The following is a 20,251-nucleotide window of genomic DNA, read 5'->3' as shown; positions in this document are numbered from 1 at the left end:
CCCCCTTGCCTTTTCGCCGTGCCCCCTCCCCTCCCCCTGCCTGCTCAGGCATGTCTTCAGGAACGCCCATGTCCTCGCGCCCTGGTGCCGCGTGGCCCCTGGTGGCCGTGTTCACCGCCGGTTACCTCGCCTCCTATCTGCTGCCCACCGTCGTCGGCCGGCTCAGCGCCCATCTCGGGCTGAGTCCCGCCCAGGCCGGTCTGGTCGGCAGCGCCCTGCTCCTCAGCTCGGCCGGAGCCGGCTTCGCGCTGGCGGGCCGGGTCGAGCGGTTCGGGGCCCGTACCCCCGCCCGGGCCGGACTGGTGCTGGCCGCCGTCGGCTACGGCTGCGCCGCGCTCGCCGGGTCCGTACCGCCGGTGGTGCTCGGCGTGATGGTCGGCGGCTTCGGCTCGGGCACGGCGACGGCGGTCGCGGCGTCCGGGATCGCCGCCCAGCGCGACCCGCACCGGACGTCCTCGCTCGGGCTGCTCACCGTGTCCGCCACGGCGGGCGTCCTCTACCTGACGATCCCTCACCTCGGCGGCGGTCACCGGCTCCCGTTCGCCGCGATCGCCCTGGTCGCCCTGCTCGTCTGGCCCGCGACCGCCCGGCTCGACGGCGCGCGGACGGCGGAGGAGACCAGCTCGCCGGTCACCGGCCGGCTGCCGCACCGCCGCTCCGGGCTCGTCCTGGCGGGCGGCATGCTCGTCTGGTCCATGGCGCAGAACGCGCTGTGGGGCGTGAGCAGCCGTATCGGCCTCGACCAGGCGGGGCTGTCCGAAGTCACCGTGGGCGCGGTGTTCGCCGCCGCGCTCGGCGCGGGTCTGCTCGGGGTGACGGGCGCCGGGCTGCTCGGCGCACGGCTCGGCCGGGCGGTGCCGATCGGGCTCGGGACCGTGGTCATCGCAGCCAGCATCGTGCTCAGCTCATCGGCCCGGGACCTCGGCTCGTTCGCGACCGGCGAGATCATGTGGAACACCGTCTACCCGGTGGTCCTCTCCTACCTGATCGGTCTCGCCGCCTCCCTGGACATACGCGGCCGCTGGGCGGTGCTGGCGGGCTCGACCTCCTCGGTGGGGGTGGCCTGCGGCCCGCTGCTGGGGAGCGTGCTCTCCGAGGAGGCCGGCTATCCGGCGATGGGGCTGATCCTCGGGGCGGCCACCCTGCTGGTCGCCGCCCCCGTGACCGCCGTGGCGCTGCACACCGGCGGCCGTCCGCTGGTGCCCGGTTCGGTGCGCCGTCGCGGTGGCGCCCCGGCCGCTCTGCTCGCCGCCACCACCGGAGGCCTGTCCGGTGCGGTGCCGAAGCTCGGTTCACCGGAGCAGGCCGTCACGGAGCTGCGCGTACGGCGCAGGCGGCTGGTGCGCAGCGCGATCCGGACGGCCGGTCCGGACGGCGGTTCCGGTCAGTCGAACGCGTACGCCTCGACCTCGGCCAGATAGCGCGCCCGGCGCTCCTCGTCGTGGTCGAGGAAGGCCGCCTCGAAGGAGTTGCGGGCCAGGGTGCGCAGCTGCTCCGGGTCCAGGGCGAGCGCGTCGCGAACGGCGTCGAAGTTGTCTCCGGCGTACCCGCCGAAGTAGGCGGGGTCGTCGGAGTTGACCGTGCAGTGCAGTCCGGCGGCGAGCATCGCGGGCAGCGGATGGTCGGTCAGCTTGTCGACCGTCCGCAGCCGTACGTTGGAGAGCGGGCAGAGCGTGAGCGGCACCCGGTCGGCGACCAGCCGCCGGACCAGCTCCGGGTCCTCCATGCAGCGCAGCCCGTGGTCGATGCGCTCGACGCCGAGGACGTCGAGGGCCTCCCGGATGTACTCAGGCGGGCCCTCCTCCCCCGCGTGGGCCACCTTGCGCAGGCCGAGCGCGGTGGCCGCCTCGTACACCTCGCGGAACTTGGCGGGCGGGTGGCCGACCTCGGCGGAGTCCAGGCCGATGGCGCTGATCCGGTGGAGGTACGGCTTGGCCGCGTCGAGGGTGCCGAGGGCCGATGCGGCGGACAGGTCGCGCAGGAAGCACATGATCAGCTGGGTGGAGACGCCGTGGGTCTCCTCGCTGTGCTCCAGCGCGCGGCCGAGCCCCTCGATGACCGTGCCGATGGGGACGCCCCGGGCGGTGTGGGCCTGCGGGTCGAAGAAGATCTCCGCGTGCCGGACGCCCTGGGCGGCGGCGCGGGCGAGATAGGCGTCGGCGAGTTCGGCGAAGTCGTCCTCGGTGCGCAGGACGGCCATCAGCGCGTAGTAGAGGTCCAGGAAGGACTGGAGGTCGTCGAACTGGTAGGCGGCGCGCAGTTCGTCGGTGGTGGCGTACGGCAGGGTCACCCCGTTGCGTTCCGCGAGGGCGAAGGCCAGCTCGGGTTCGAGGGTGCCTTCGATGTGAAGGTGGAGTTCTGCCTTGGGGAGGTGCACGGTGTCTCGCAAACGGTGGTGCTGGTGGGGTCAGTTGTGCCGGGTGGGGACCGGGACGCGGATGAGGTCCTGGGCGACGGTGAGTTCGCCGTCGAACCCGGCGGCGCGGGCCTGGGTCTCGAAGAGCCCCGGATCGCTGTAGCGCTGGGAGAAGTGGGTCAGCACGAGGTGGCGGACGCCCGCCTCCACGGCGACCCGGGCGGCCTGTCCGGCGGTCAGGTGGCCGTGGTCGACGGCGAGCTTCTCGTCCTCGTCGAGGAAGGTCGACTCGATGACGAGCATGTCGCAGCCCTCGGCGAGCGCGTACACCCCGTCGCAGAGCCGGGTGTCCATGACGAACCCGAACCGCTGCCCGCGCCGGTGCTCGGAGACCTGCTCCAGGGTGACGCCGCCGAGGGAGCCCTCGCGCTGGAGGCGGCCCACGTCCGGTCCGGCGATGCCGTGCTCCTTGAGGAGGGCGGGCAGCATGCGGCGGGTATCGGGCTCGGTGAGGCGGTAGCCGTACGACTCGACGGGATGCGAGAGCCGATGGCTGTCCAGGGTGTACGCGGGGGTGGCGGCGAGGATTCCGCCGTCCCCGGCGACCGGGTCCTGGACCAGCTCGACGGTCTCGCGGTAGGCGGTGGCGTACCGCAGCCGGTCGAAGAAGTGCTGCCCGCTCGCCGGGTAGTGGGCGGTCACCGGGTGCGGCACCTGGTCCAGGTTGATGCGCTGGATCACCCCGGCGAGCCCGAGGGAGTGGTCGCCGTGGAAGTGGGTGACGCAGATCCGGTGGATGTCGTGCGCGGCGGTCCCGGCCCGCAGCATCTGGCGCTGGGTGCCCTCACCGGGGTCGAAGAGGATGCCCTCGCCGTCCCAGCGCAGCAGATAGCCGTTGTGGTTGCGGTGCCGGGTGGGGACCTGGCTGGCGGTGCCGAGCACCACCAGCTCGCGTACGGACATGGGGAAACGCTCCTGCGCTGCTGCTTTACGGGAAGGGTTATCCGGGGGGCCACTGGAGGCCGCGGCCGCCCAGGACGTGGGCGTGCGCGTGGAAGACGGTCTGGCCGGCGCCGGACCCGGTGTTGAAGATGACCCGGTAGCCGGTGGAGTCGATCTTCTCGTCGGCGGCGACCGCTCCGGCCTCGGTCAGCACGTCGGCGGCGATCTTCGGCTCGGCGGCGGCGAGGGAGGCGGCGTCCGGGTAGTGGACCTTGGGAATGACCAGGACGTGGGTCGGGGCCTGCGGGTTGATGTCGCGGAAGGCGACGGTGGTCTCGCTCTCACGGACGATGGTCGCCGGGATGTCCCCCGAGACGATCTTGCAGAACAGGCAGTCGGACTGCGGCTCTCCCGCCATGGCGCCGGGCCTCCTCATTCGCTGATGATCAGTACGGCTCATGCTAGGGCCTCTTGCCGGGCCGCCGGGCACGGTTCATGCCTGCGGCCGGTGCGTCCCGGCTGCGGCTCAGCCCCAGCGGCCGGTGCGTCCCAGCAGCAGTGCCGTCGCCGCCGTCCCCGCCGTGGACGTACGCAGCACCTGCGGCCGCAGCACGGTAGGGGCGGGCGCCCGCCTCGGCGAAGGCGGTCAGTTCCTGCGGGGATACGCCGCCCTCGGGGCCGACGACGAGCACGATCGTGCCCTCGGCCGGGAGTTCGGCGGTGGCGAGCGGGGTGCTGTCGTGGTCGCGGTCCTCATGGAGGACCCCGGCGAAATCGGCTCCGGCGAGCAGGGCCGCGACCTGCTTGGTCGTCATGGCCTCGGCCACCTCGGGGAAGCGCACCCGACGGGACTGCTTGCCCGCCTCGCGGGCCGTACTGCGCCACTTCGTCAGGGCCTTCGCGCCCCGGTCGCCCTTCCACTGGGTGATGCAGCGGGCGGCCTGCCAGGGGACGATCGCGTCGACGCCGGTCTCGGTCATGGTCTCGACGGCCAGCTCACCCCGGTCGCCCTTGGGGAGCGCCTGGACGACGGTGATCCGGGGCGTGGGCTCCGGCTCCTCCTGGACGCCGGCGTGGAGCGTGACGGTGAGGCGGTCCTTGCCCTCGGCGGAGCGGACCTCGCCCTCGGCCCAGTGGCCGAGTCCGTCGGTGAGGACGACATGCTCGCCGGACTGGAGCCGCCTGACGGAGACGGCGTGCCGCCCTTCGGGCCCTTCCAGGACGAACTCCGGTCCGGTGGGCATCCGTTCGACGACGAAGACCGGTGCGGTCACCGGGGGCTCCTCATGCTCAGGGCCGCCCGGGCGGCCTCCAGTTCGGCGGCGAGCAGCTCGATCAGCTCGCCTGCGGGCAGTTCGCGGGCCATGCGGTGGCCCTGTCCGGCCCACAGGGCCATGCCCTGGGCGTCCCCGGCCTTGGCGGCGGCCTGGCGCAGCCCGCTGGTGACGTAGTGGACCTGGGGGTAGGCGGCGGGGGCGTACGGGCCGTGTTCGCGGACGAAGCGGTTGACCAGGCCGCGGGCGGGCCGCCCGGAGAAGGCGCGGGTCAGCTCGGTGCGGACGAACAGGGGGTTGGTCAGGGCCTGCTTGTGCAGCAGGTGCGCGCCGGACTCGGGGCAGGCCAGGAAGGCGGTGCCGAGCTGGGCGGCGTCCGCGCCCGCCGCGAGGACGGCGGCGATCTGGGAGCCGCGCATCAGGCCACCGGTGGCGACGATCGGGATCTGCACGGTCTCGCGGACCTGGGCGAGGAGGGAGAGCAGCCCGGTGCCGGTCTGGTCGAGCTGCGGGTCGTCGCGGTGGGTCGACTGGTGGCCGCCCGCCTCGACGCCCTGGACGCAGACGGTGTCGGCGCCCGCCCACTGGGCGCTCTGGGCCTCCTCGGCGGAGGTGACCGTGACGATGGTGTGCGTACCGGCGCGGGCGAAGGCGTCCAGGGTGTCGCGGGTGGGGCAGCCGAAGGTGAAGGAGACGACCGGGACCGGGTCGTCCAGCAGGATCGCGACCTTCGCCTCGTAGCCGTCGTCGCCGCTGCTGTCCGGGTCGCCGAGCGGGGTCTCGTACCAGGCGGCCTCGCCGGCGAGCTGGTGGCGGTAGACCTCGACGGCGCTGGGGTCGGCGAGTGCGGGCTGCGGCATGAAGAGGTTGACGCCGAACGGGCCGGAGGTGAGCCGGCGGAGCTGTTTGATCTCGTTGTACATCCCGTCCGCCGTCTTGTACCCGGCGGCCAGGAATCCGAGCCCGCCTGCTTCGGCGACGGCCCCGGCGAGCTGAGGTCCGGACGCGCCGCCCGCCATGGGGGCCTGCACGATCGGATACCGGCAGAGATCGGTCAACTCGGAGGACATGAGCGCATCGTGCCACGTCCGGTGCACGGGGCCGAATCAGCCAGCCGACGGCCTGACCGGTTCTGCCGCCGAACGCCGCACCGCCCGCCGGTGGAGAACCGGCGGGCGGTGCGGTGAAAGGGCGAAAGCGGTTCAGCGACCGTTGAACGCGTCCTTCAGACGGGAGAAGAGGCCCTGCTGACCTGGCTGGAATTGGCCCAGGGGCCGCTCCTCGCCACGGAGCTTGGCCAGCTCCCGCAGCAGCCGCTCCTGCTCGGGGTCGAGCTTGGACGGGGTGATCACCTCGACGTGCACGATCAGGTCGCCCCGGCCCCCACCGCGCAGATGCGTGATCCCGCGTCCGTGCAGGGGCACCGACTGGCCGGACTGGGTGCCGGGCCGGATGTCGATCTCCTCCAGGCCGTCCAGCGTCTCCAGCGGGCACTTGGTGCCGAGGGCCGCGGCCGTCATGGGGATGGTGACCGTGCAGTGCAGATCGTCGCCGCGCCGCTGGAAGACGGAGTGCGGCAGCTCGTGGATCTCCACGTACAGGTCGCCGGGCGGGCCGCCGCCGGGGCCGACCTCGCCCTCTCCGGCGAGCTGGATACGGGTGCCGTTGTCTACGCCCGCCGGGATCTTGACCGTGAGCGTGCGCCGCGAGCGGATGCGGCCGTCGCCGGCGCACTCCGGGCACGGGGTCGGCACGACGGTGCCGAAGCCCTGGCACTGCGGGCAGGGCCGCGAGGTCATGACCTGGCCCAGGAAGGACCGGGTGACCTGCGAGACCTCGCCGCGGCCGCGACACATGTCACAGGTCTGGGCGGACGTGCCGGGGGCGGCGCCCTCGCCGCTGCAGGTGTTGCAGACGACGGCCGTGTCGACCTGGATGTCCTTGGTGGTGCCGAAGGCCGCCTCGTTGAGGTCGATCTCCAGCCGGATCATGGCGTCCTGGCCGCGCCGGGTCCGCGAACGGGGCCCGCGCTGCGCGGCGTTGCCGAAGAAGGCGTCCATGATGTCGGAGAAGTTGCCGAAGCCGCCGGCTCCGAAACCGCCCGCACCGCCGCCGCCTCCGCCGTTCGCGGAGAGCGGGTCGCCGCCGAGGTCGTAGACCTGCTTCTTCTGCGGGTCCGAGAGCACCTCGTAAGCGGCGTTGATCTCCTTGAACCGCTCCTGGGTCTTCGGGTCCGGGTTGACATCCGGGTGCAGCTCGCGGGCGAGCCGACGGAATGCCTTCTTGATCTCGTCCTGAGATGCGTCGCGGCGCACGCCGAGTACGGCGTAGTAGTCCGTGGCCACTTACGACTCCGCCAGGATCTGTCCGACGTAACGTGCCACTGCGCGTACCGCTCCCATCGTTCCGGGGTAGTCCATGCGGGTCGGTCCGACCACGCCGAGTTTGGCGACTGCCTCGTCGCCCGAACCGTAGCCGACCGCGACGACGGACGTGGAGTTGAGCCCCTCGTGGGCGTTCTCGTGCCCGATCCGTACGGTCATGCCGGAGTCCGTGGCCTCACCGAGCAGCTTCAGCAGGACGACCTGCTCCTCCAGTGCTTCCAGCACCGGCCGGATCATCACCGGGAAGTCGTGTCCGAAGCGGGTGAGGTTGGAGGTGCCGCCGATCATCAGCCGCTCCTCCGTCTCCTCGACCAGGGTTTCGAGGAGGGTGGAGAGAACCGTGGAAACCGTCCCCCGGTCCTCGCTGTCGAAGGATTCCGGCAGCTCCTGCACCAGGCGCGGGACATCCGCGAAGCGGCGTCCGACGACCCGGCTGTTGAGCCGGGCCCGAAGGTCCGCGAGCGATGTCTCACCGAACGGCGCAGGGCAGTCGATCATACGCTGTTCGACCCGGCCGGTGTCCGTGATCAGGACGAGCATCAGCCGGGCGGGGGCGAGCGAGAGCAGCTCCACGTGCCGCACCGTCGAGCGGGTCAGCGAGGGGTACTGCACGACGGCGACCTGCCGGGTCAGCTGCGCGAGCAGCCGCACCGTCCGGCCGACCACGTCGTCGAGGTCGACCGCGCCGTCGAGGAAGTTCTGGATGGCCCGGCGCTCGGGCGAGGACAGCGGCTTGACGCCCGCGAGCTTGTCGACGAAGAGGCGGTACCCCTTGTCGGTGGGGATGCGCCCCGCGCTCGTGTGCGGCTGGGCGATGAAGCCCTCGTCCTCCAGCACCGCCATGTCGTTGCGGACGGTGGCCGGGGAGACCCCCAGCCGGTGCCTCTCGGTCAGCGCCTTGGAGCCGACGGGCTCCTCCGTGCCGACGTAGTCCTGGACGATGGCGCGCAGCACTTCGAGTCTGCGTTCGCTGAGCATCGCGCACACCTCCAGCTGTATGTCTCCGGTCTCCGACTGGCACTCGGTGCGTACGAGTGCCAGCAATCCCGTCGTCAGTGTACGGGGGTGGGGTGGGGCCTGGGCAAGGGCGACCGGCCGCCCCACCACGGGACCGCGCAGGTCGTTGCCGATAGCGTCCTGGTATGGACGTCGCTTGGGAAGACTTCGGGTGGGAGCGGTTGGGCAACGGTGTCGGCCGGCGGCGGCTCCCGGGCTGGGACGCCACCGTCGTGCTGGTCGCCGGTGCGGAGGGGGTGCTGCTGTACGACACCGGGGCGACGCTGCGCGAGGGCGTCGAGCTGCGGCGACAGGCGGAGGCGCTGCTCGGCCGCAGGGTGACGCATATCGCACTGAGCCACCCCCATTTCGATCATGTGCTGGGCACGGCGGCGTTCGCCGGGGTCCAGGTGTACGGCTCGGCGGGGCTGACCGCCCTGCTGCGGGACGGGGGGCAGGGGCTCTACGGGGACGCCGTGCGCCAGGGCGTCCCCGAGGACGAGGCGGCCCGGTCGGCGGACACGCTGGTGGTCCCGCACCACGAGGTGCACGGCGAGCAGGCCCTCGATCTGGGCGGCGGCCGCCGGGTGCTGCTGGCCGATCTGGGCCCCGCCCACAGCAGCCACGACCTCGCGGTGCTGGTGCCGGGCTCGGACGGTGGGCCTCCGGTGGTGCTCTGCGGCGATCTGGTCGAGGAGTCGGGCGATCCGCAGGCGGGCCCGGACGCGGTCACCGCGCGCTGGCCGGCCGCGCTGGCGAGGCTGCTGGAGCTGGGCGGCGAGGACGCGCTGTACGTACCGGGGCACGGGGCGGTGGTGGACGCGGCGTTCGTCCGGAAGCAGCGGGCGGCGCTGGCGGAGCGGTTCGCGGTGGCGTGAGGATCTCCGCGGCGGCGTCGAGGACTTTCGCGGCGGTGTGAGGATCTCCGCGGCGGTGTCGAGGATCTTCCTGGCGGTGTGAGGTTCTTCACGGCGGCGGGCCGATTATCGTCGGGCCATGCGCAGCTACCAGCCGGACCTGACCCCGCCGTGGAAGCGGTCCGCCCCCGTGCCCGAGGTGCCCGCCGAACCCGATCTGGTCGTGGAGGAGGTCGCCACCGGCTTCTGCGGGGCGGTGATCCGCTGCGAGAAGACGGCCCAGGGGCCGACGGTGACCCTGGAGGACCGGTTCGGCAAGCACCGGGTGTTCCCGATGGAGCCGCGCGGCTTCCTGCTGGAGGGCAAGGTCGTCACGCTGGTGCGCCCGGACCCCGGCGGTCCCGTGCGTCCCACGCGTACGGCCTCCGGTTCGGTGGCGGTGCCCGGCGCGCGGGCCCGGGTGGCGCGGGCCGGGCGGATCTATGTGGAGGGCCGGCACGACGCGGAACTGGTGGAGCGGGTGTGGGGCGACGACCTGCGCATCGAGGGAGTGGTGGTGGAGTACCTGGAGGGCGTCGACGACCTTCCGGCGATCGTCGGGGAGTTCGGGCCGGGGCCGGACGCGCGGCTCGGGGTGCTGGTGGACCATCTGGTGCCCGGCTCCAAGGAGTCCCGGATCGCGGCCCAGGTGACCGGTGACCACGTGCTGGTGGTGGGACACCCCTACATCGACGTGTGGGAGGCGGTGAAGCCGTCCTCGGTGGGGATCGACGCCTGGCCGGTGGTGCCGAGGGGCCAGGACTGGAAGACGGGCGTGTGCCGGGCGCTGGGGTGGCCGGAGAACACCGGGGCGGCCTGGCAGCACATTCTGTCGAAGGTCCGCAGCTACAAGGACCTGGAGCCCCAACTGCTGGGCCGGGTGGAGGAATTGATCGACTTCGTCACCGTTCCGGACTGATGTCCCCCGGCTGACGCCGGTCCGTCCCGGACGATCACGTACCGATCTCTATGAATGCCTGCGTCCCACACGCACCATCGGTTATTGAGGGTTACCAAGGGTGCGAACGGGCCGGCGGTTCACGGGGGAAGGGCACGGGGCGATGGCGCGCGAGAGCTGGCAGGAGAGTGCGGACAACGAGGCGGCCTCGGCCGTCTTCCACCTGATGCAGCGGCTGATCGACCGGTACCGGGTCAACCGGCCGGTGATGCCGCTCGTGGTGGCCCAGGCGGCGGACGCCGGGGCCGGACCGGAGATCGACGCGCGGGTGGAGCAGCTCGTGCATCAGGTGCACCGGGCCAACGCGTTACGCCGGGTGCCGGTGCGGTTGCTGGACGGCTCGGGAGCGACTCCGTACGAGGCGGCGCTCGACATGGTGCGCACGCTGTCCGAGAAGCCGTGGGAGACCCGCGATAACACCCAGTACAAGAACTTCTCCTTTCCGCGCTCGCGGCTGCTCGGGGCGATCGAGCAGGCCACCGCGACGGTGGTCGAGCAGTCCGACGGCAACCCCTCCGAGGTCCGCGAGGAAAGGATCCTGGAGCAGCTGAGCCGGTTGCGCTGGCGGTCCGGCCGGCCGCGCGGGGGGACCCGGTGGGACGCGCTGCGGCAGTCCGTGCGGCCCGAGACGTTCGTCGGGGCGCTCTTCATCGCGCTGCTCAGCGTGTTGCTCGGGGAGATCGACTGGCTGCTGACGGCCCTGGTGGCGGCCCTCGCGCTGATCGGGCTCGCCGTGGTGGGCCTGGCGAGCCGGGCCGCGCCGCCGCTGCTGTGGCTGCGCCGGGCCAGCCGCTGGTTCGCCACCACCTCCTCGCTGGCCGCGTCCAGCACCGGCTATCCGTCGGACGGCTGGTCGTGGTTCTCGCCGAGCGGTTCGTGGCGGGTGATCCGGGCGCGGGCGGCGGCGGTCGCGGAGCGGGTGGCGGACGCGGGGGCGGGCGACGAGCACGCGCGCCAGTTCCATCTGGAGCTGCGGGTGCAGGCGCTGCTGGAGGACCTGCGGCACAACTACCGACCGCACTCCCTGGACTGGCGGCGCAGCAAGCGCACGGTCCCGCCGGTGGTGTTCGTGCCCCGGGCCACGCAGGACAACGGCGGCATCCTGCTGATCAACGCGATCAACAACGTACGGTCGCGGCGCAGTGAGGTCGATCCGCTGCTGCTGCTCGCCTCGCTGCCGGCCTCCGAGATCATGCGGCACACCCCGCCGCTGCCGCCGGAGCGGCCGGGTCCGGGTGCGCCGGGCGGCTCCTCCGGGGCACGGGCCCGGTACCAGCGCTGGGTCGACGATCTGAGTCTGGGCCAGTCGCCGGTGGCCGCGGCGACCCTGGCGTGGGTGCTGCTGCTGCCGCTGTCCACCGAGAAGCTGACCCATGAGCACGCGGCCGCCCAACTCGTCACCCACCGGGTGCGGCGGACCTGGGCGTGGTGGGTGATGTCGCGGGCGACGATCGCCGTGGCCGTCGTGGGCTCGCTCCTGGCGGCGTTCCTGTGGGCCGGGCACTGGCGTGACACGTACTGCCACGGGCCGCTGACCGACCGGAACACGGACGCGATATGGCAGGGGCCGGACGGCGACCGGGAGTGCGTGGGGGTGGCGACCGCGCCCGAGGTGCTCTTCGCGCGGGGCAACGACCTGGAGCTGAACGGGGCGGGCAAGGGCATCACGTTCGAGCGGATCGAGCAGGCGATCCGTGAGGAGAACGACGACATCGAGGCGGGCGACGCGTATGTGACGGTCGTGTACGCCGGTCCGCTCACCGCCACGGGCAAGGACCGGGAGGCGACCCGCAAGGGGCTGGAGGAGCTGACCGGGGTCTACCTCCAGCAGCGGGCGGTCAACAAGACGGTGCGCCGGTCGGTGAAGCTGCGGGTGCTGACCGCCAACGGCGGCGAGGACATGCTGCGGCAGCTCACCGCCGTGGAGAAGATCATCGAGGTGGCCCGGCGGGATCCGACGGTGGTCGGGGTGGTCGGTCTCGGCCGGAACACCCAGGAGAGCGAGAAGGCGACGAAGCTGCTCCGGGAGGCCGGGCTGGCGGTGGTGAACACGACGAACTCCAGCAGCGACCTGCCCCGCGAGTACCCGAACTACTTCGGCCTCGCGGCGACGGACGAGGAGCAGACGCACGCGCTCGGTCTGGTCGCCCGGCAGATCGCGAAGGGCCTCGATCGCCCGCACGCGATCGTGCTGTCGCGCGAGGACCGCAACGGGGACCTGGACCGGTACACCGCCGAGCAGCGGGACGCGGGCCGCAAGATGCTTCAGGACGCGGGTTTCGAACCGGGGAAGGACGTGACGTACGACCTGGCGGGCGGAGCGAGCCTGAACACTCCGCTGACGACGATCTGCCGGGCCGAGCGGGTTCCCGACGCGCTGTACTTCGCGGGACGGGTCGAGGACGTACCGACGCTGATGCGGGGCCTGTCGGAGACCACCGGGTGCTCGGACCGGCGGATGACGGTGTTCACCGGGGACGATCTGACGAAGGGGACGTTCGACGACTCCACGTCCATCGCGGCCAACGTCACGCTCTACCACTCCTCGCTCGCCCCGCTGGACCGGGGGAAGAACCTCGGCTTCTACGGGGACGCGTACCGCACCCTGCGGCGGCTGCACCCCGAGGGCGAGGTCACCGCCCTGGTCTCGGGGCGTCCGGCGTACGAGGACGACCTCTTCGCCAGCGGACAGACCGTGATCTCGTACAGCGCCACGGCCGCCCTGTACGACGCGGCGGCGCGCGGCGACAAGCGGCGGAGCGCGGCGGAGACGTGGGCCACGCTGCACACGGTGGACCTGAACAACATGCCGACGGGGACGATCTCGTTCAGCCGGGCCCGGTCCTCGGTCGCGGACAACGTGCACGGCCTGAACATCGTCAAGGTGGTCCGGCCGGGGCCGAGCGCGGAACGGACCCTGGTCTGCGGCAAGCCCGCGGGGGTCGCGCCGCCGCTGACGGCGAAGGACTGCAAGCCGTGAGGCTCCTGACCCCGGCTCCGCTCAGTCGACCAGGTCGCGGACGACGGCGTCGGCGAGGAGCCGCCCGCGCAGGGTGAGGACCGCGCGGCCCTTGTCGTACGGTTCCGGCTCCAGCAGCCCGTCGGCCAGGGCGCGCCGGGAGGCGGCGAGGCCGTCGGGTTTCAGCAGGTCCAGCGGGCACCCCTCGCGCAGCCGCAGCTCCAGCAGGATGCGCTCGACCCGGCGGTCCTCCTCGGCGAGGATCTCGCGGCCCGCGCCGGGCGAGCGGCCCTCGGCGAGCGCCTGGGCGTACGCGCCGGGGTGCTTCACGTTCCACCAGCGCACGCCGCCGACGTGGCTGTGGGCGCCGGGGCCGGCGCCCCACCAGTCGGCGCCGCGCCAGTACAGCTCGTTGTGGAGGCAGCGACCGGCTTCGGTGGTGGCCCAGTTGGAGACCTCGTACCAGTGGAACCCGGCGGCGGCGAAGGCCTCGTCCGCGATGAGATAGCGGTCGGCGTGGGCGTCGTCGTCGGTCATCGGGATCTCGCCGCGCCGGATGCGGCGGGCGAGCTGGGTGCCCTCCTCCACGATCAGGGCGTACGCCGAGACGTGGTCGGGGCCCGCGCCGATCGCGGCGTCCAGGGTGGCCCGCCAGTCGTCGTCGGACTCGCCGGGGGTGCCGTAGATCAGGTCGAGGTTGACGTGGTCGAAGCCCGCCGCGCGCGCCTCGGCGACGCAGGCCTCGGGGCGGCCGGGGGTGTGCGTGCGGTCGAGGATCTTCAGGACGTGCTGCCTGGCGCTCTGCATCCCGAAGGAGACCCGGTTGAAACCGCCCTCGCGCAGGGCTTCGAGGTAGGCCGGGTCGACGGACTCGGGGTTGGCCTCGGTGGTGATCTCGGCGTCGTCCGCGAGCCCGAACTCGTCCCGGATCGCCCCCAGCATCCGGACGAGATCGGCGGCGGGCAACAGGGTGGGCGTGCCGCCGCCGACGAAGACGGTACGGACCGGGCGCGGGTCGTCGCCGAGGACCTTGCGGGCCTGGCGGACCTCCTCGATCAGGTGGACGGCGTAGTTGTCGCGGGAGGCCAGCGCACCGCCGGAGCCGCGCAGCTCGGTGGCGGTGTAGGTGTTGAAGTCGCAGTAGCCGCAGCGGGTGGCGCAGTACGGGACGTGCAGGTAGAAGCCGAGCGGGCGGTCGGCTGCGCCTTCCAGGGCATGGCGGGGCAGCGCCCCGTCGTCGGGCACGGGCTCACCATCGGGCAGTACGGAAGGCATACCGACCATTGTCGCTCGCCGCCGGAGCTTCCCGGACCGGGCGGGCTCGCGGGCCCGGTCCGGGCGGGCTCGCGGGCCCGGTCCGGGCGGGCTCGCGGGCCCGGTCCGTTCGGTCCGCGTCAGTCCGCGTGCAGGACCAGCAGGGCAACGTCGTCGTCCGGGGGCTGCTCGGCGAACTCGTGCACGGCCCGCCGGATCTTCTCGGCGGTGGCCTCGGCGGGCAGCCCGGCGCATCCGGCGAGCACCCGGGCCAGCCCGTCCCCGTCGTCGAACATCAGCGGGCCCGACCGCCGCTCGGTCACCCCGTCGGTGACGCAGAGCAGGGTGTCCCCGGGCGCGAGGTCGAAGACCTGGCTCTCGTACGCCACGTCCTCCACGACCCCCAGCAGCACCTGGGGCTCGGCGGCCGGGCGTACGGAGCCGTCGGGGCGCAGCAGCAGCGGCAGCGGGTGCCCGGCGCTGGCCACCGTGCAGCGGACCCCGCCGTCGGGGAGCGGCACGACCTCCCCGTACAGCAGGGAGAGGAACCGCGACTGGGTGCCGTCGTGGAGCTGCTGGCCCCCGGCGGCGGCGACCATCAGGGCGGCGGCCTCGGCGGCCTCCATGGCGTCGTCGAGGAGCAGCCGGTTCAGCCGGTCCAGGACCTCCCCGACGCCGAAGCCCTCCCGGGAGAGCAGGCGGAGCCAGGGGCGGGCGAGACCGGTGACGACAGCGGCCTCGGGGCCCGAGCCCTGGACGTCGCCGAGGACGAAGCACCAGCGGTCGCCTGGGCACGGGAAGATGTCGTAGAAGTCACCACCGACCACCCCGTCGTCGCTCGGTTCGTAGACGAGGGAGCTGGTGACGCCGGGGATGTCCGCGACCTTGCTGGGGAGCAGGCCGCGCTGGAGAATCCGGCTGATGGTGGCCTGCCGGGTGTAGGCGCGGGCGGCGCCGACGGCGAGGCCGAGGCGGCGGACGAAGTCCTCGATCAGCGAGGAGACCGCCTCGGGGACCTGGGCGTCGCCCTCCCGCCCGACGAGGACGGTGCCGAGCATCCGGCCCCCGGCGGTGATGCGGAACGCGAGCGCGGCCCCGTCCCGGCCGCCGGGGTCCGGCGGCGCGGCGTCCTCGGCCTCCCCGGGCCGATCGGCGGGGTGGCCGGGGTGCGCGGGCCAGGGCACGGTGACGGGGCCGCAGCCCGCCCCGGCGGGAAGGGTGAGCGGGGCCCGCTCCAGGGCGGTGCGCAGGGGCTCGGCACCGGTCTCGTCGCTGTGCCAGACCCGGGCGAGCCGGGGTTCGGCGGCCGGTCCCCCGCCCTCGGTCTCCAGCCAGATCGCGCACCAGTCCGCGAGCCGGGGCACCAGCAACTGGCCCGCTATGGCGGCCACCAGGTCCTCGTCCAGCTGCCCGGCGAGGAGGTCTGAGGCCTCGGCGAGGAAGGCCGGGGCGCCCCGGCTGTCCCAGACCGCGTCGTCGCGTTCGGTGCGCCGGGCGGCGGGCGCGAGGATCTCGGCGGCGCGCAGGCCGCGCCGGAGGGCCTCCCCGTCGGGCGGGGCGGGCGGGGCGCTCCAGTCGTCGACGGGGAGTCGGGCCCAGACGGTCTTGAGGCCGGTGCGGTAGGTGATGCCCCAGGAGTCGGCGAGGGTCGCGACGAGCTGGAGGCCCCGGCCGTACTCGGCGGGGTCCGGCAGCTCCCCGGCGACCGCCACGCCCGGTTCCGGCCCGGGCTCCGGCTCGTCGCCGCTGACCGGGCGGGCCGGGTGGTGGTCGGTGACCTCCAGGACGAGGGCGGCGGACGGCTCGTCGCCGCCCCCCTCCTCCAGCCGGAGGACCAGGTCGACGGTGGTGCCCGCGTGCACGACGGCGTTGGTGACCAGCTCGTTGGTGACGGTCACGGCGTCGTCGGCCAGCCGGTCGCTGAAGCCCACGGCGGCGGGCACCCCGAGCCCGGTCCACTCCGCGAGCGCGGCCCGCACGAACCGCCGGGCGGCGGAGGGGGCGAGCGGTATCCCGGGCAGGCTGGTGCGGCTGGCCAGGCGCGGGCCGTGCGCACCCCCGGCACGGATGGTGCCGGGACGCTGCACGGTGTCCCGCTGCAGGGGAATGGGCGCCACGGGGCGGCTCCTACGGTCGGACGACACCGACAGAGTGACAGACCGGCCGCATCCATAAGCACCGAGTTACGGAAGTGAGCAGAAAATCGAGCAGATTCGAACGCGCGGGACGGGTTACGACCTGTCGGAAGCGGCGTCACCGGAGGACGGCACGGCCACCGCGCGTCGCCTGCGGTACACCACCACCCCGCCCGCCGCGAGCAGGAGGACGACCACGCCGGCCACCCCGAGGGCCGTCTGCTCGGCGAAGAGCCGCCCCAGCCCCTTGAGGATGCCGAAGCCGGCGGTCGCGTAGATCAGCGCCCAGGCGGCTCCGCCCACGAACAGGGCCGGGAGGTAGCGCGACAGGGGCATGCGCATGCTGCCCGCGAGGAAGTTGGCGGCGGTCTGGAACCCGACCGTCAGGAAGGAGACGGCCACCACCGGCGCGCCCCACCGCTGGATCGCCCGCTCGGCCCGCCGGAACTTCGCCGAGGAGGTCCGCTCGGCGAACCGGCCGCGCCGGGCGCCGGCTCCGGCGAGCCACCCGACGGCGAACGTCCCGCCGGCGCGCAGCAGGACGATGACGTACAGGGCTCCGGCCGCGAGCGCGATCTCATCCACGGCGCCTCACCCCGGGCGCACGCCGGGCACGAGCCCGGTCACCGTCTCTCACCTGCGCCCCGCCTCTGCCGGTTCCGTCCGCCGGGTACCACACCAGGCAAGGCCAGCCTAACCGGACGCGCATACGGCGGGTACCGGCCCCCTGCCCCCCGAGACGGGGATACCTACCACTCGGTCGGAATTCATCGCACCGGCGAGTGTACGTTCGTACGCTCTGAAGCTAGGGTCATCCGCATGACCGTCGACACCGAGACACGGCCTCTCCCCGCCGCACGCCACGCGCGGGCCGCCGTCGCCGTCCTGTTCTTCACGAACGGGGCCCTGTTCGCCAACCTGCTGCCGAGGTATCCGCAGATCAAGGAGGATCTGGCGATCGGCAACGGCGCCTACGGTCTCGCGGTCGCCGCGTTCCCGGCAGGGGCGATCACGGCCGGCCTCGCGGCGGGGGTGCTCGTCCGCCGCATGGGCTCGGCGCGGGTCGCGGTGCTCGGGACGCTGCTGACGGGTGCGGGGATCCTGGCCGCCGGTCTGGCCCCGTCGGTCGCCCTGTTCGCGACCGGCCTGTTCCTGGCCGGAGCCATGGACGCGCTGACGGACGTCGCGCAGAACGCGCACGGTCTTCGGGTGCAGCGGCTCTACGGGCGGTCCATCCTCAACTCCTTCCACGCGATCTGGTCCATCGGCGCGGTCACCGGTGGGCTGATGGCGGCAGGGGCGATGGCGCTGGACCTGTCGCTCGGCGTCCACCTCACGGTCTCGGCCGCCGTCCTCGTCGCCGCCGCCGGGGCCGCGCTGCGCTTCTGCCTCCCCGGACCGGACAACGACCCGGAGGAGACCGGCCCGGAGCAGCGCGACACGGAAGAGGCGCGCGGCGCCGCGCGCGTCGGGCTGGTGCTGGCGGCCCTCGTCCTGCTGGCGGCCCTCGTCCTCGGGCACCGTCCTTGGCTTCGCCCTGGCCGGATTCGGGGTGGCGACCCTGGTGCCCGCCGCGATGCACGAGGCCGACGCGCTGCCCGGCCTCAAGCCCGGCTCGGGCCTGACGATCGTCTCCTGGCTCATGCGGCTGGGCTTCCTGCTGTCGCCGCCGATCGTCGGCCAGGTCGCCGACACGGCCGGCCTGCGCACCGGCCTGCTGGTGATCCCCGCCGCCGGAGTGCTGGTGGTGCTGCTCGCCGGGGTCCTGCGGACCCGCCGCGACTGAACGGGCGGGCGTGGGCCTGCGGCCCCGCCCGACACGGCATGCGGCACCGGCACCGGCACCGGCACCGGGGAAGCCGCACGCGGCCCCGGCGCAGGGAAGACGAACGGGCGGGGAGCCCGGGCCCGTGAGGGTCCGCACTCCCCGCCGTGCCCGCCCGGGGCCGAGCCCCCGGACGGGTTCACGCGCGCAGCCGCTGAGCCTCGCGCGAGCCTGCGGACATCAGGCCTCTCGCGAGCCTGCGTACATCTCGTCGATGAGCCCCTGGTACTCGCGTTCGACGACCGGCCGCTTCAGCTTGAGGCTGGGGGTCAGCTCGCCGTGCTCGACGTCCAGGTCACGCGGCAGAAGCCGGAACTTCTTGATGGTCTGCCAGCGCTGCAGGCCCTCGTTGAGACGCTGGACGTACCCGTCGATCAGCTCGACGGTCTGCGGGGCGGCGACGACCTCCGCGTACGACTTGCCCTCCAGGCCGTTCTCGGCGGCCCAGCCGAGGACGGTGGGGCCGTCGAGCGCGATGAGCGCGGTGCAGAAGTTACGGTCCGCGCCGTGCACCAGGATGTTGGAGACGAACGGGCAGACCGCCTTGAACTGGCCCTCGACCTCCGCCGGGGCGACGTACTTGCCGCCCGACGTCTTGATCAGGTCCTTCTTGCGGTCGGTGATGCGCAGGTAGCCGTCGGCCGACAGCTCGCCGATGTCCCCGGTGTGGAACCAGCCGTCCGACTCCAGGACCTCCTCGGTCTTGTCGGGCAGCTTGTGGTAGCCCTGCATGATCCCGGGGCCGCGCAGCAGGATCTCGCCGTCGTCCGCGATGCGCACCTCGGTGCCGGGGAGCGGCTTGCCGACGGTGCCGGTGCGGTAGGCCTCGCCCGGGTTGACGAACGAGGCGGCGCTGCTCTCGGTGAGGCCGTAGCCCTCCAGGATGTGGACCCCGGCGCCCGCGAAGAAGTAGCCGATGTCCGGGGCGAGGGCGGCGGAGCCGGAGACACAGGCGCGCAGCCGGCCGCCGAAGGCCTCGCGGATCTTGGAGAAGACGAGCGTGTCGGCGACCTTGTGCTTGGCGCCGAGCGCGAAGGGGACGGACGCCTTGCCGGTACGCCGGAAGTTGTCCTGGGAGACCTTGGCGTACTCGCGGCCCACCCCCGCCGCCCACTGGAAGATCTTGTACTTCGCGCCACCGCCCGCACGGGCCTTGGACGCGACCCCGTTGTAGACCTTCTCGAAGATCCGGGGGACGGCGGCCATGTAGGTCGGCTGGACGACCGGCAGATTCTCGATGATCTTGTCGATGCGGCCGTCGATCGCGGTGACGTGGCCGACCTCGATCTGGCCCGAGGTGAGGACCTTGCCGAAGACATGGGCGAGCGGCAGCCAGAGGTACTGGACGTCGTCGGCGTTGATGAGGCCGGTCGAGACGGTGGCCTTGGCCATGTACGACCAGTTGTCGTGCGGCAGCCGTACGCCCTTGGGCCGGCCGGTGGTGCCGGAGGTGTAGATGAGGGTGGCGAGCTGGTCGGCGGTGATGGCGGCGACTCGCTCGGTGACCGCGTCCGGGGTCTTCGCGAGCAGCTCGTTGCCCCGGGCCTCCAGCTCCGCGAGGGTGATGATCCAGCCCTCGGGGTCGCCCTCGGCGGGCTCGGCGCCGGCCGGGTCGATGACGACGACATGGGCGAGGTCGGGCAGCTCGGTGCGGCGCTCGCGGGCCTTGGCCAGCTGCTCGGCGTCCTCCGCGATGAGGATCCGGCTCTCGGAGTCGGCCAGGATGAACGCGGACTCCTCGGCGTTCGTGGAGGGGTAGATCGTCGTGGTCGCGGCGCCCGCGCACATCACCCCGAGGTCGATGAGGATCCACTCCACCCGGGTGGCCGAGGAGAGGGCGACCCGCTCCTCCGGCTGCACGCCGAGCGCGATCAGCCCGGCGGCGATCGCGTAGACCCGCTCCGAGGCCTGGCCCCAGCTCAGCGACTTCCAGTCGTCCGGGCCCTGGCCCGAGGCCGACGGCACCGGATAGCGGTACGCCTCGCCGTCCGGGGTCGCCGCCACGCGGTCGATGAAGAGGGACGCCACGGAGGGCGGCCGGTTATCGATCAAGGTCTGTGTGTCGCTCACGACGTCCTCCGGGCCTGCGGCATTGCTACGACCGGCTTCTTTGATACTGCGACTACTGCTGCTGTCCTGCTGCGCAACCTGCTTGTTCGGCTTGTTTAACTGGCGAGTAACCAACGATGCGTGATCAGAGTAGAGCGCACGCGCGCGCCACGTAAGAGGCAACGGGCCGCCGCTTTCATAACGAAAGGGCCCTCACGCCGCA

The 20,251-nt window shown here is 72.9% G+C and carries 14 protein-coding genes and 2 pseudogenes; 5 read left to right on the top strand and 11 right to left on the bottom strand.

The features are described 5' to 3' along the window. The first annotated feature begins 68 nt into the window (after positions 1 to 68). Positions 69 to 1,421 carry an MFS transporter gene (locus tag D3105_RS25560; RefSeq protein WP_118905370.1) on the top strand — a complete coding sequence of 451 codons (1,353 nt, stop codon included), beginning with the start codon at positions 69 to 71 and terminating at the stop codon, positions 1,419 to 1,421. On the opposite strand, the gene D3105_RS25555 is transcribed toward D3105_RS25560, so the two are convergent. The 7 genes and pseudogenes from D3105_RS25555 to hrcA all read right to left on the bottom strand — a co-directional run bounded on the left by D3105_RS25555 (position 1,385) and on the right by hrcA (position 7,934). Continuing rightward, positions 1,385 to 2,377 carry an adenosine deaminase gene (locus D3105_RS25555; RefSeq protein ID WP_118905369.1) on the bottom strand — a complete coding sequence of 331 codons (993 nt, stop codon included), beginning with the start codon at positions 2,375 to 2,377 and terminating at the stop codon, positions 1,385 to 1,387. The genes D3105_RS25560 and D3105_RS25555 overlap by 37 nt on opposite strands. Positions 2,378 to 2,407: 30 nt before the next feature. Further along, positions 2,408 to 3,319: a ribonuclease Z gene (locus D3105_RS25550; RefSeq protein WP_118905368.1), complete on the bottom strand. Its 912-nt coding sequence runs from the start codon at positions 3,317 to 3,319 to the stop codon at positions 2,408 to 2,410. A gap of 37 nt (positions 3,320 to 3,356) precedes the next feature. Next, entirely contained in the window at positions 3,357 to 3,716 is a 360-nt protein-coding gene (locus D3105_RS25545) for a histidine triad nucleotide-binding protein (protein WP_010064161.1), read from the bottom strand. Between the two features lie 108 nt (positions 3,717 to 3,824). Further along, a pseudogene (locus tag D3105_RS25540) lies at positions 3,825 to 4,572 on the bottom strand (16S rRNA (uracil(1498)-N(3))-methyltransferase). Continuing rightward, positions 4,569 to 5,642: a nitronate monooxygenase gene (locus D3105_RS25535; RefSeq protein ID WP_118905367.1), complete on the bottom strand. Its 1,074-nt coding sequence runs from the start codon at positions 5,640 to 5,642 to the stop codon at positions 4,569 to 4,571. Before D3105_RS25535 ends, D3105_RS25540 begins: the two are co-directional and overlap by 4 nt. A 132-nt stretch (positions 5,643 to 5,774) precedes the next feature. Beyond that, on the bottom strand, positions 5,775 to 6,917 hold the full coding sequence (gene dnaJ / locus D3105_RS25530) for a molecular chaperone DnaJ (RefSeq protein ID WP_006124339.1): 1,143 nt from the start codon (positions 6,915 to 6,917) through the stop codon (positions 5,775 to 5,777). Further along, positions 6,918 to 7,934, bottom strand: coding sequence for a heat-inducible transcriptional repressor HrcA (hrcA, locus tag D3105_RS25525; protein ID WP_010064157.1), 1,017 nt, complete (start codon positions 7,932 to 7,934; stop codon positions 6,918 to 6,920). Between the two features lie 164 nt (positions 7,935 to 8,098). On the opposite strand from hrcA, the gene D3105_RS25520 reads away from it, so the two are divergent. From D3105_RS25520 to D3105_RS25510, 3 genes are all read left to right on the top strand, one after another. Further along, positions 8,099 to 8,830 (top strand): MBL fold metallo-hydrolase, encoded by a 732-nt coding sequence (locus D3105_RS25520; RefSeq protein WP_118905366.1) that lies wholly within the window; start codon positions 8,099 to 8,101, stop codon positions 8,828 to 8,830. Positions 8,831 to 8,948: 118 nt separating this feature from the next. Then, positions 8,949 to 9,767 carry a DUF3097 domain-containing protein gene (locus tag D3105_RS25515; RefSeq protein WP_118905365.1) on the top strand — a complete coding sequence of 273 codons (819 nt, stop codon included), beginning with the start codon at positions 8,949 to 8,951 and terminating at the stop codon, positions 9,765 to 9,767. Between the two features lie 142 nt (positions 9,768 to 9,909). Further along, positions 9,910 to 12,786, top strand: a complete 2,877-nt coding sequence (locus tag D3105_RS25510; RefSeq protein ID WP_118905364.1) for an ABC transporter substrate-binding protein — start codon at positions 9,910 to 9,912, stop codon at positions 12,784 to 12,786. Between the two features lie 21 nt (positions 12,787 to 12,807). On the opposite strand, the gene hemW is transcribed toward D3105_RS25510, so the two are convergent. The 3 genes from hemW to D3105_RS25495 form a co-directional block, all read right to left on the bottom strand. Beyond that, positions 12,808 to 14,049: a radical SAM family heme chaperone HemW gene (hemW, locus tag D3105_RS25505; protein ID WP_118905363.1), complete on the bottom strand. Its 1,242-nt coding sequence runs from the start codon at positions 14,047 to 14,049 to the stop codon at positions 12,808 to 12,810. 110 nt (positions 14,050 to 14,159) lie between these two features. Further along, entirely contained in the window at positions 14,160 to 16,136 is a 1,977-nt protein-coding gene (locus tag D3105_RS25500) for an ATP-binding SpoIIE family protein phosphatase (protein WP_118905362.1), read from the bottom strand. Positions 16,137 to 16,250: 114 nt separating this feature from the next. Then, positions 16,251 to 16,739, bottom strand: coding sequence for a DedA family protein (locus D3105_RS25495; protein WP_118905361.1), 489 nt, complete (start codon positions 16,737 to 16,739; stop codon positions 16,251 to 16,253). Between the two features lie 234 nt (positions 16,740 to 16,973). Between D3105_RS25495 and D3105_RS25490 the strand changes: the two are divergent. Next, positions 16,974 to 17,940: pseudogene (locus D3105_RS25490) on the top strand (MFS transporter). A 219-nt stretch (positions 17,941 to 18,159) separates the two neighbouring features. Here D3105_RS25490 and D3105_RS25485 read toward each other — a convergent pair. Then, on the bottom strand, positions 18,160 to 20,049 hold the full coding sequence (locus D3105_RS25485) for an AMP-dependent synthetase/ligase (RefSeq protein ID WP_165891081.1): 1,890 nt from the start codon (positions 20,047 to 20,049) through the stop codon (positions 18,160 to 18,162). Positions 20,050 to 20,251 lie beyond the last annotated feature (202 nt).

This window comes from Streptomyces globisporus (genome assembly GCF_003501885.1).
GTDB lineage: Bacteria > Actinomycetota > Actinomycetes > Streptomycetales > Streptomycetaceae > Streptomyces > Streptomyces globisporus_D.
Note: the sequence above shows the minus strand (reverse complement) of the source record. Positions and strands in the feature narration are given on the sequence as shown.

Coding starts and splice junctions, on each gene's coding strand:
- D3105_RS25515 (WP_118905365.1), top strand. CDS start 8,949: ATGCGCAGCTACCAGCCGGACCTGACCCCGCCGTGGAAGCGGTCCGCC.
- hemW (WP_118905363.1), bottom strand. CDS start 14,049: ATGGTCGGTATGCCTTCCGTACTGCCCGATGGTGAGCCCGTGCCCGAC.
- D3105_RS25550 (WP_118905368.1), bottom strand. CDS start 3,319: ATGTCCGTACGCGAGCTGGTGGTGCTCGGCACCGCCAGCCAGGTCCCC.
- D3105_RS25560 (WP_118905370.1), top strand. CDS start 69: ATGTCCTCGCGCCCTGGTGCCGCGTGGCCCCTGGTGGCCGTGTTCACC.
- D3105_RS25545 (WP_010064161.1), bottom strand. CDS start 3,716: ATGGCGGGAGAGCCGCAGTCCGACTGCCTGTTCTGCAAGATCGTCTCG.
- D3105_RS25535 (WP_118905367.1), bottom strand. CDS start 5,642: ATGTCCTCCGAGTTGACCGATCTCTGCCGGTATCCGATCGTGCAGGCC.
- D3105_RS25520 (WP_118905366.1), top strand. CDS start 8,099: ATGGACGTCGCTTGGGAAGACTTCGGGTGGGAGCGGTTGGGCAACGGT.
- D3105_RS25510 (WP_118905364.1), top strand. CDS start 9,910: ATGGCGCGCGAGAGCTGGCAGGAGAGTGCGGACAACGAGGCGGCCTCG.
- hrcA (WP_010064157.1), bottom strand. CDS start 7,934: ATGCTCAGCGAACGCAGACTCGAAGTGCTGCGCGCCATCGTCCAGGAC.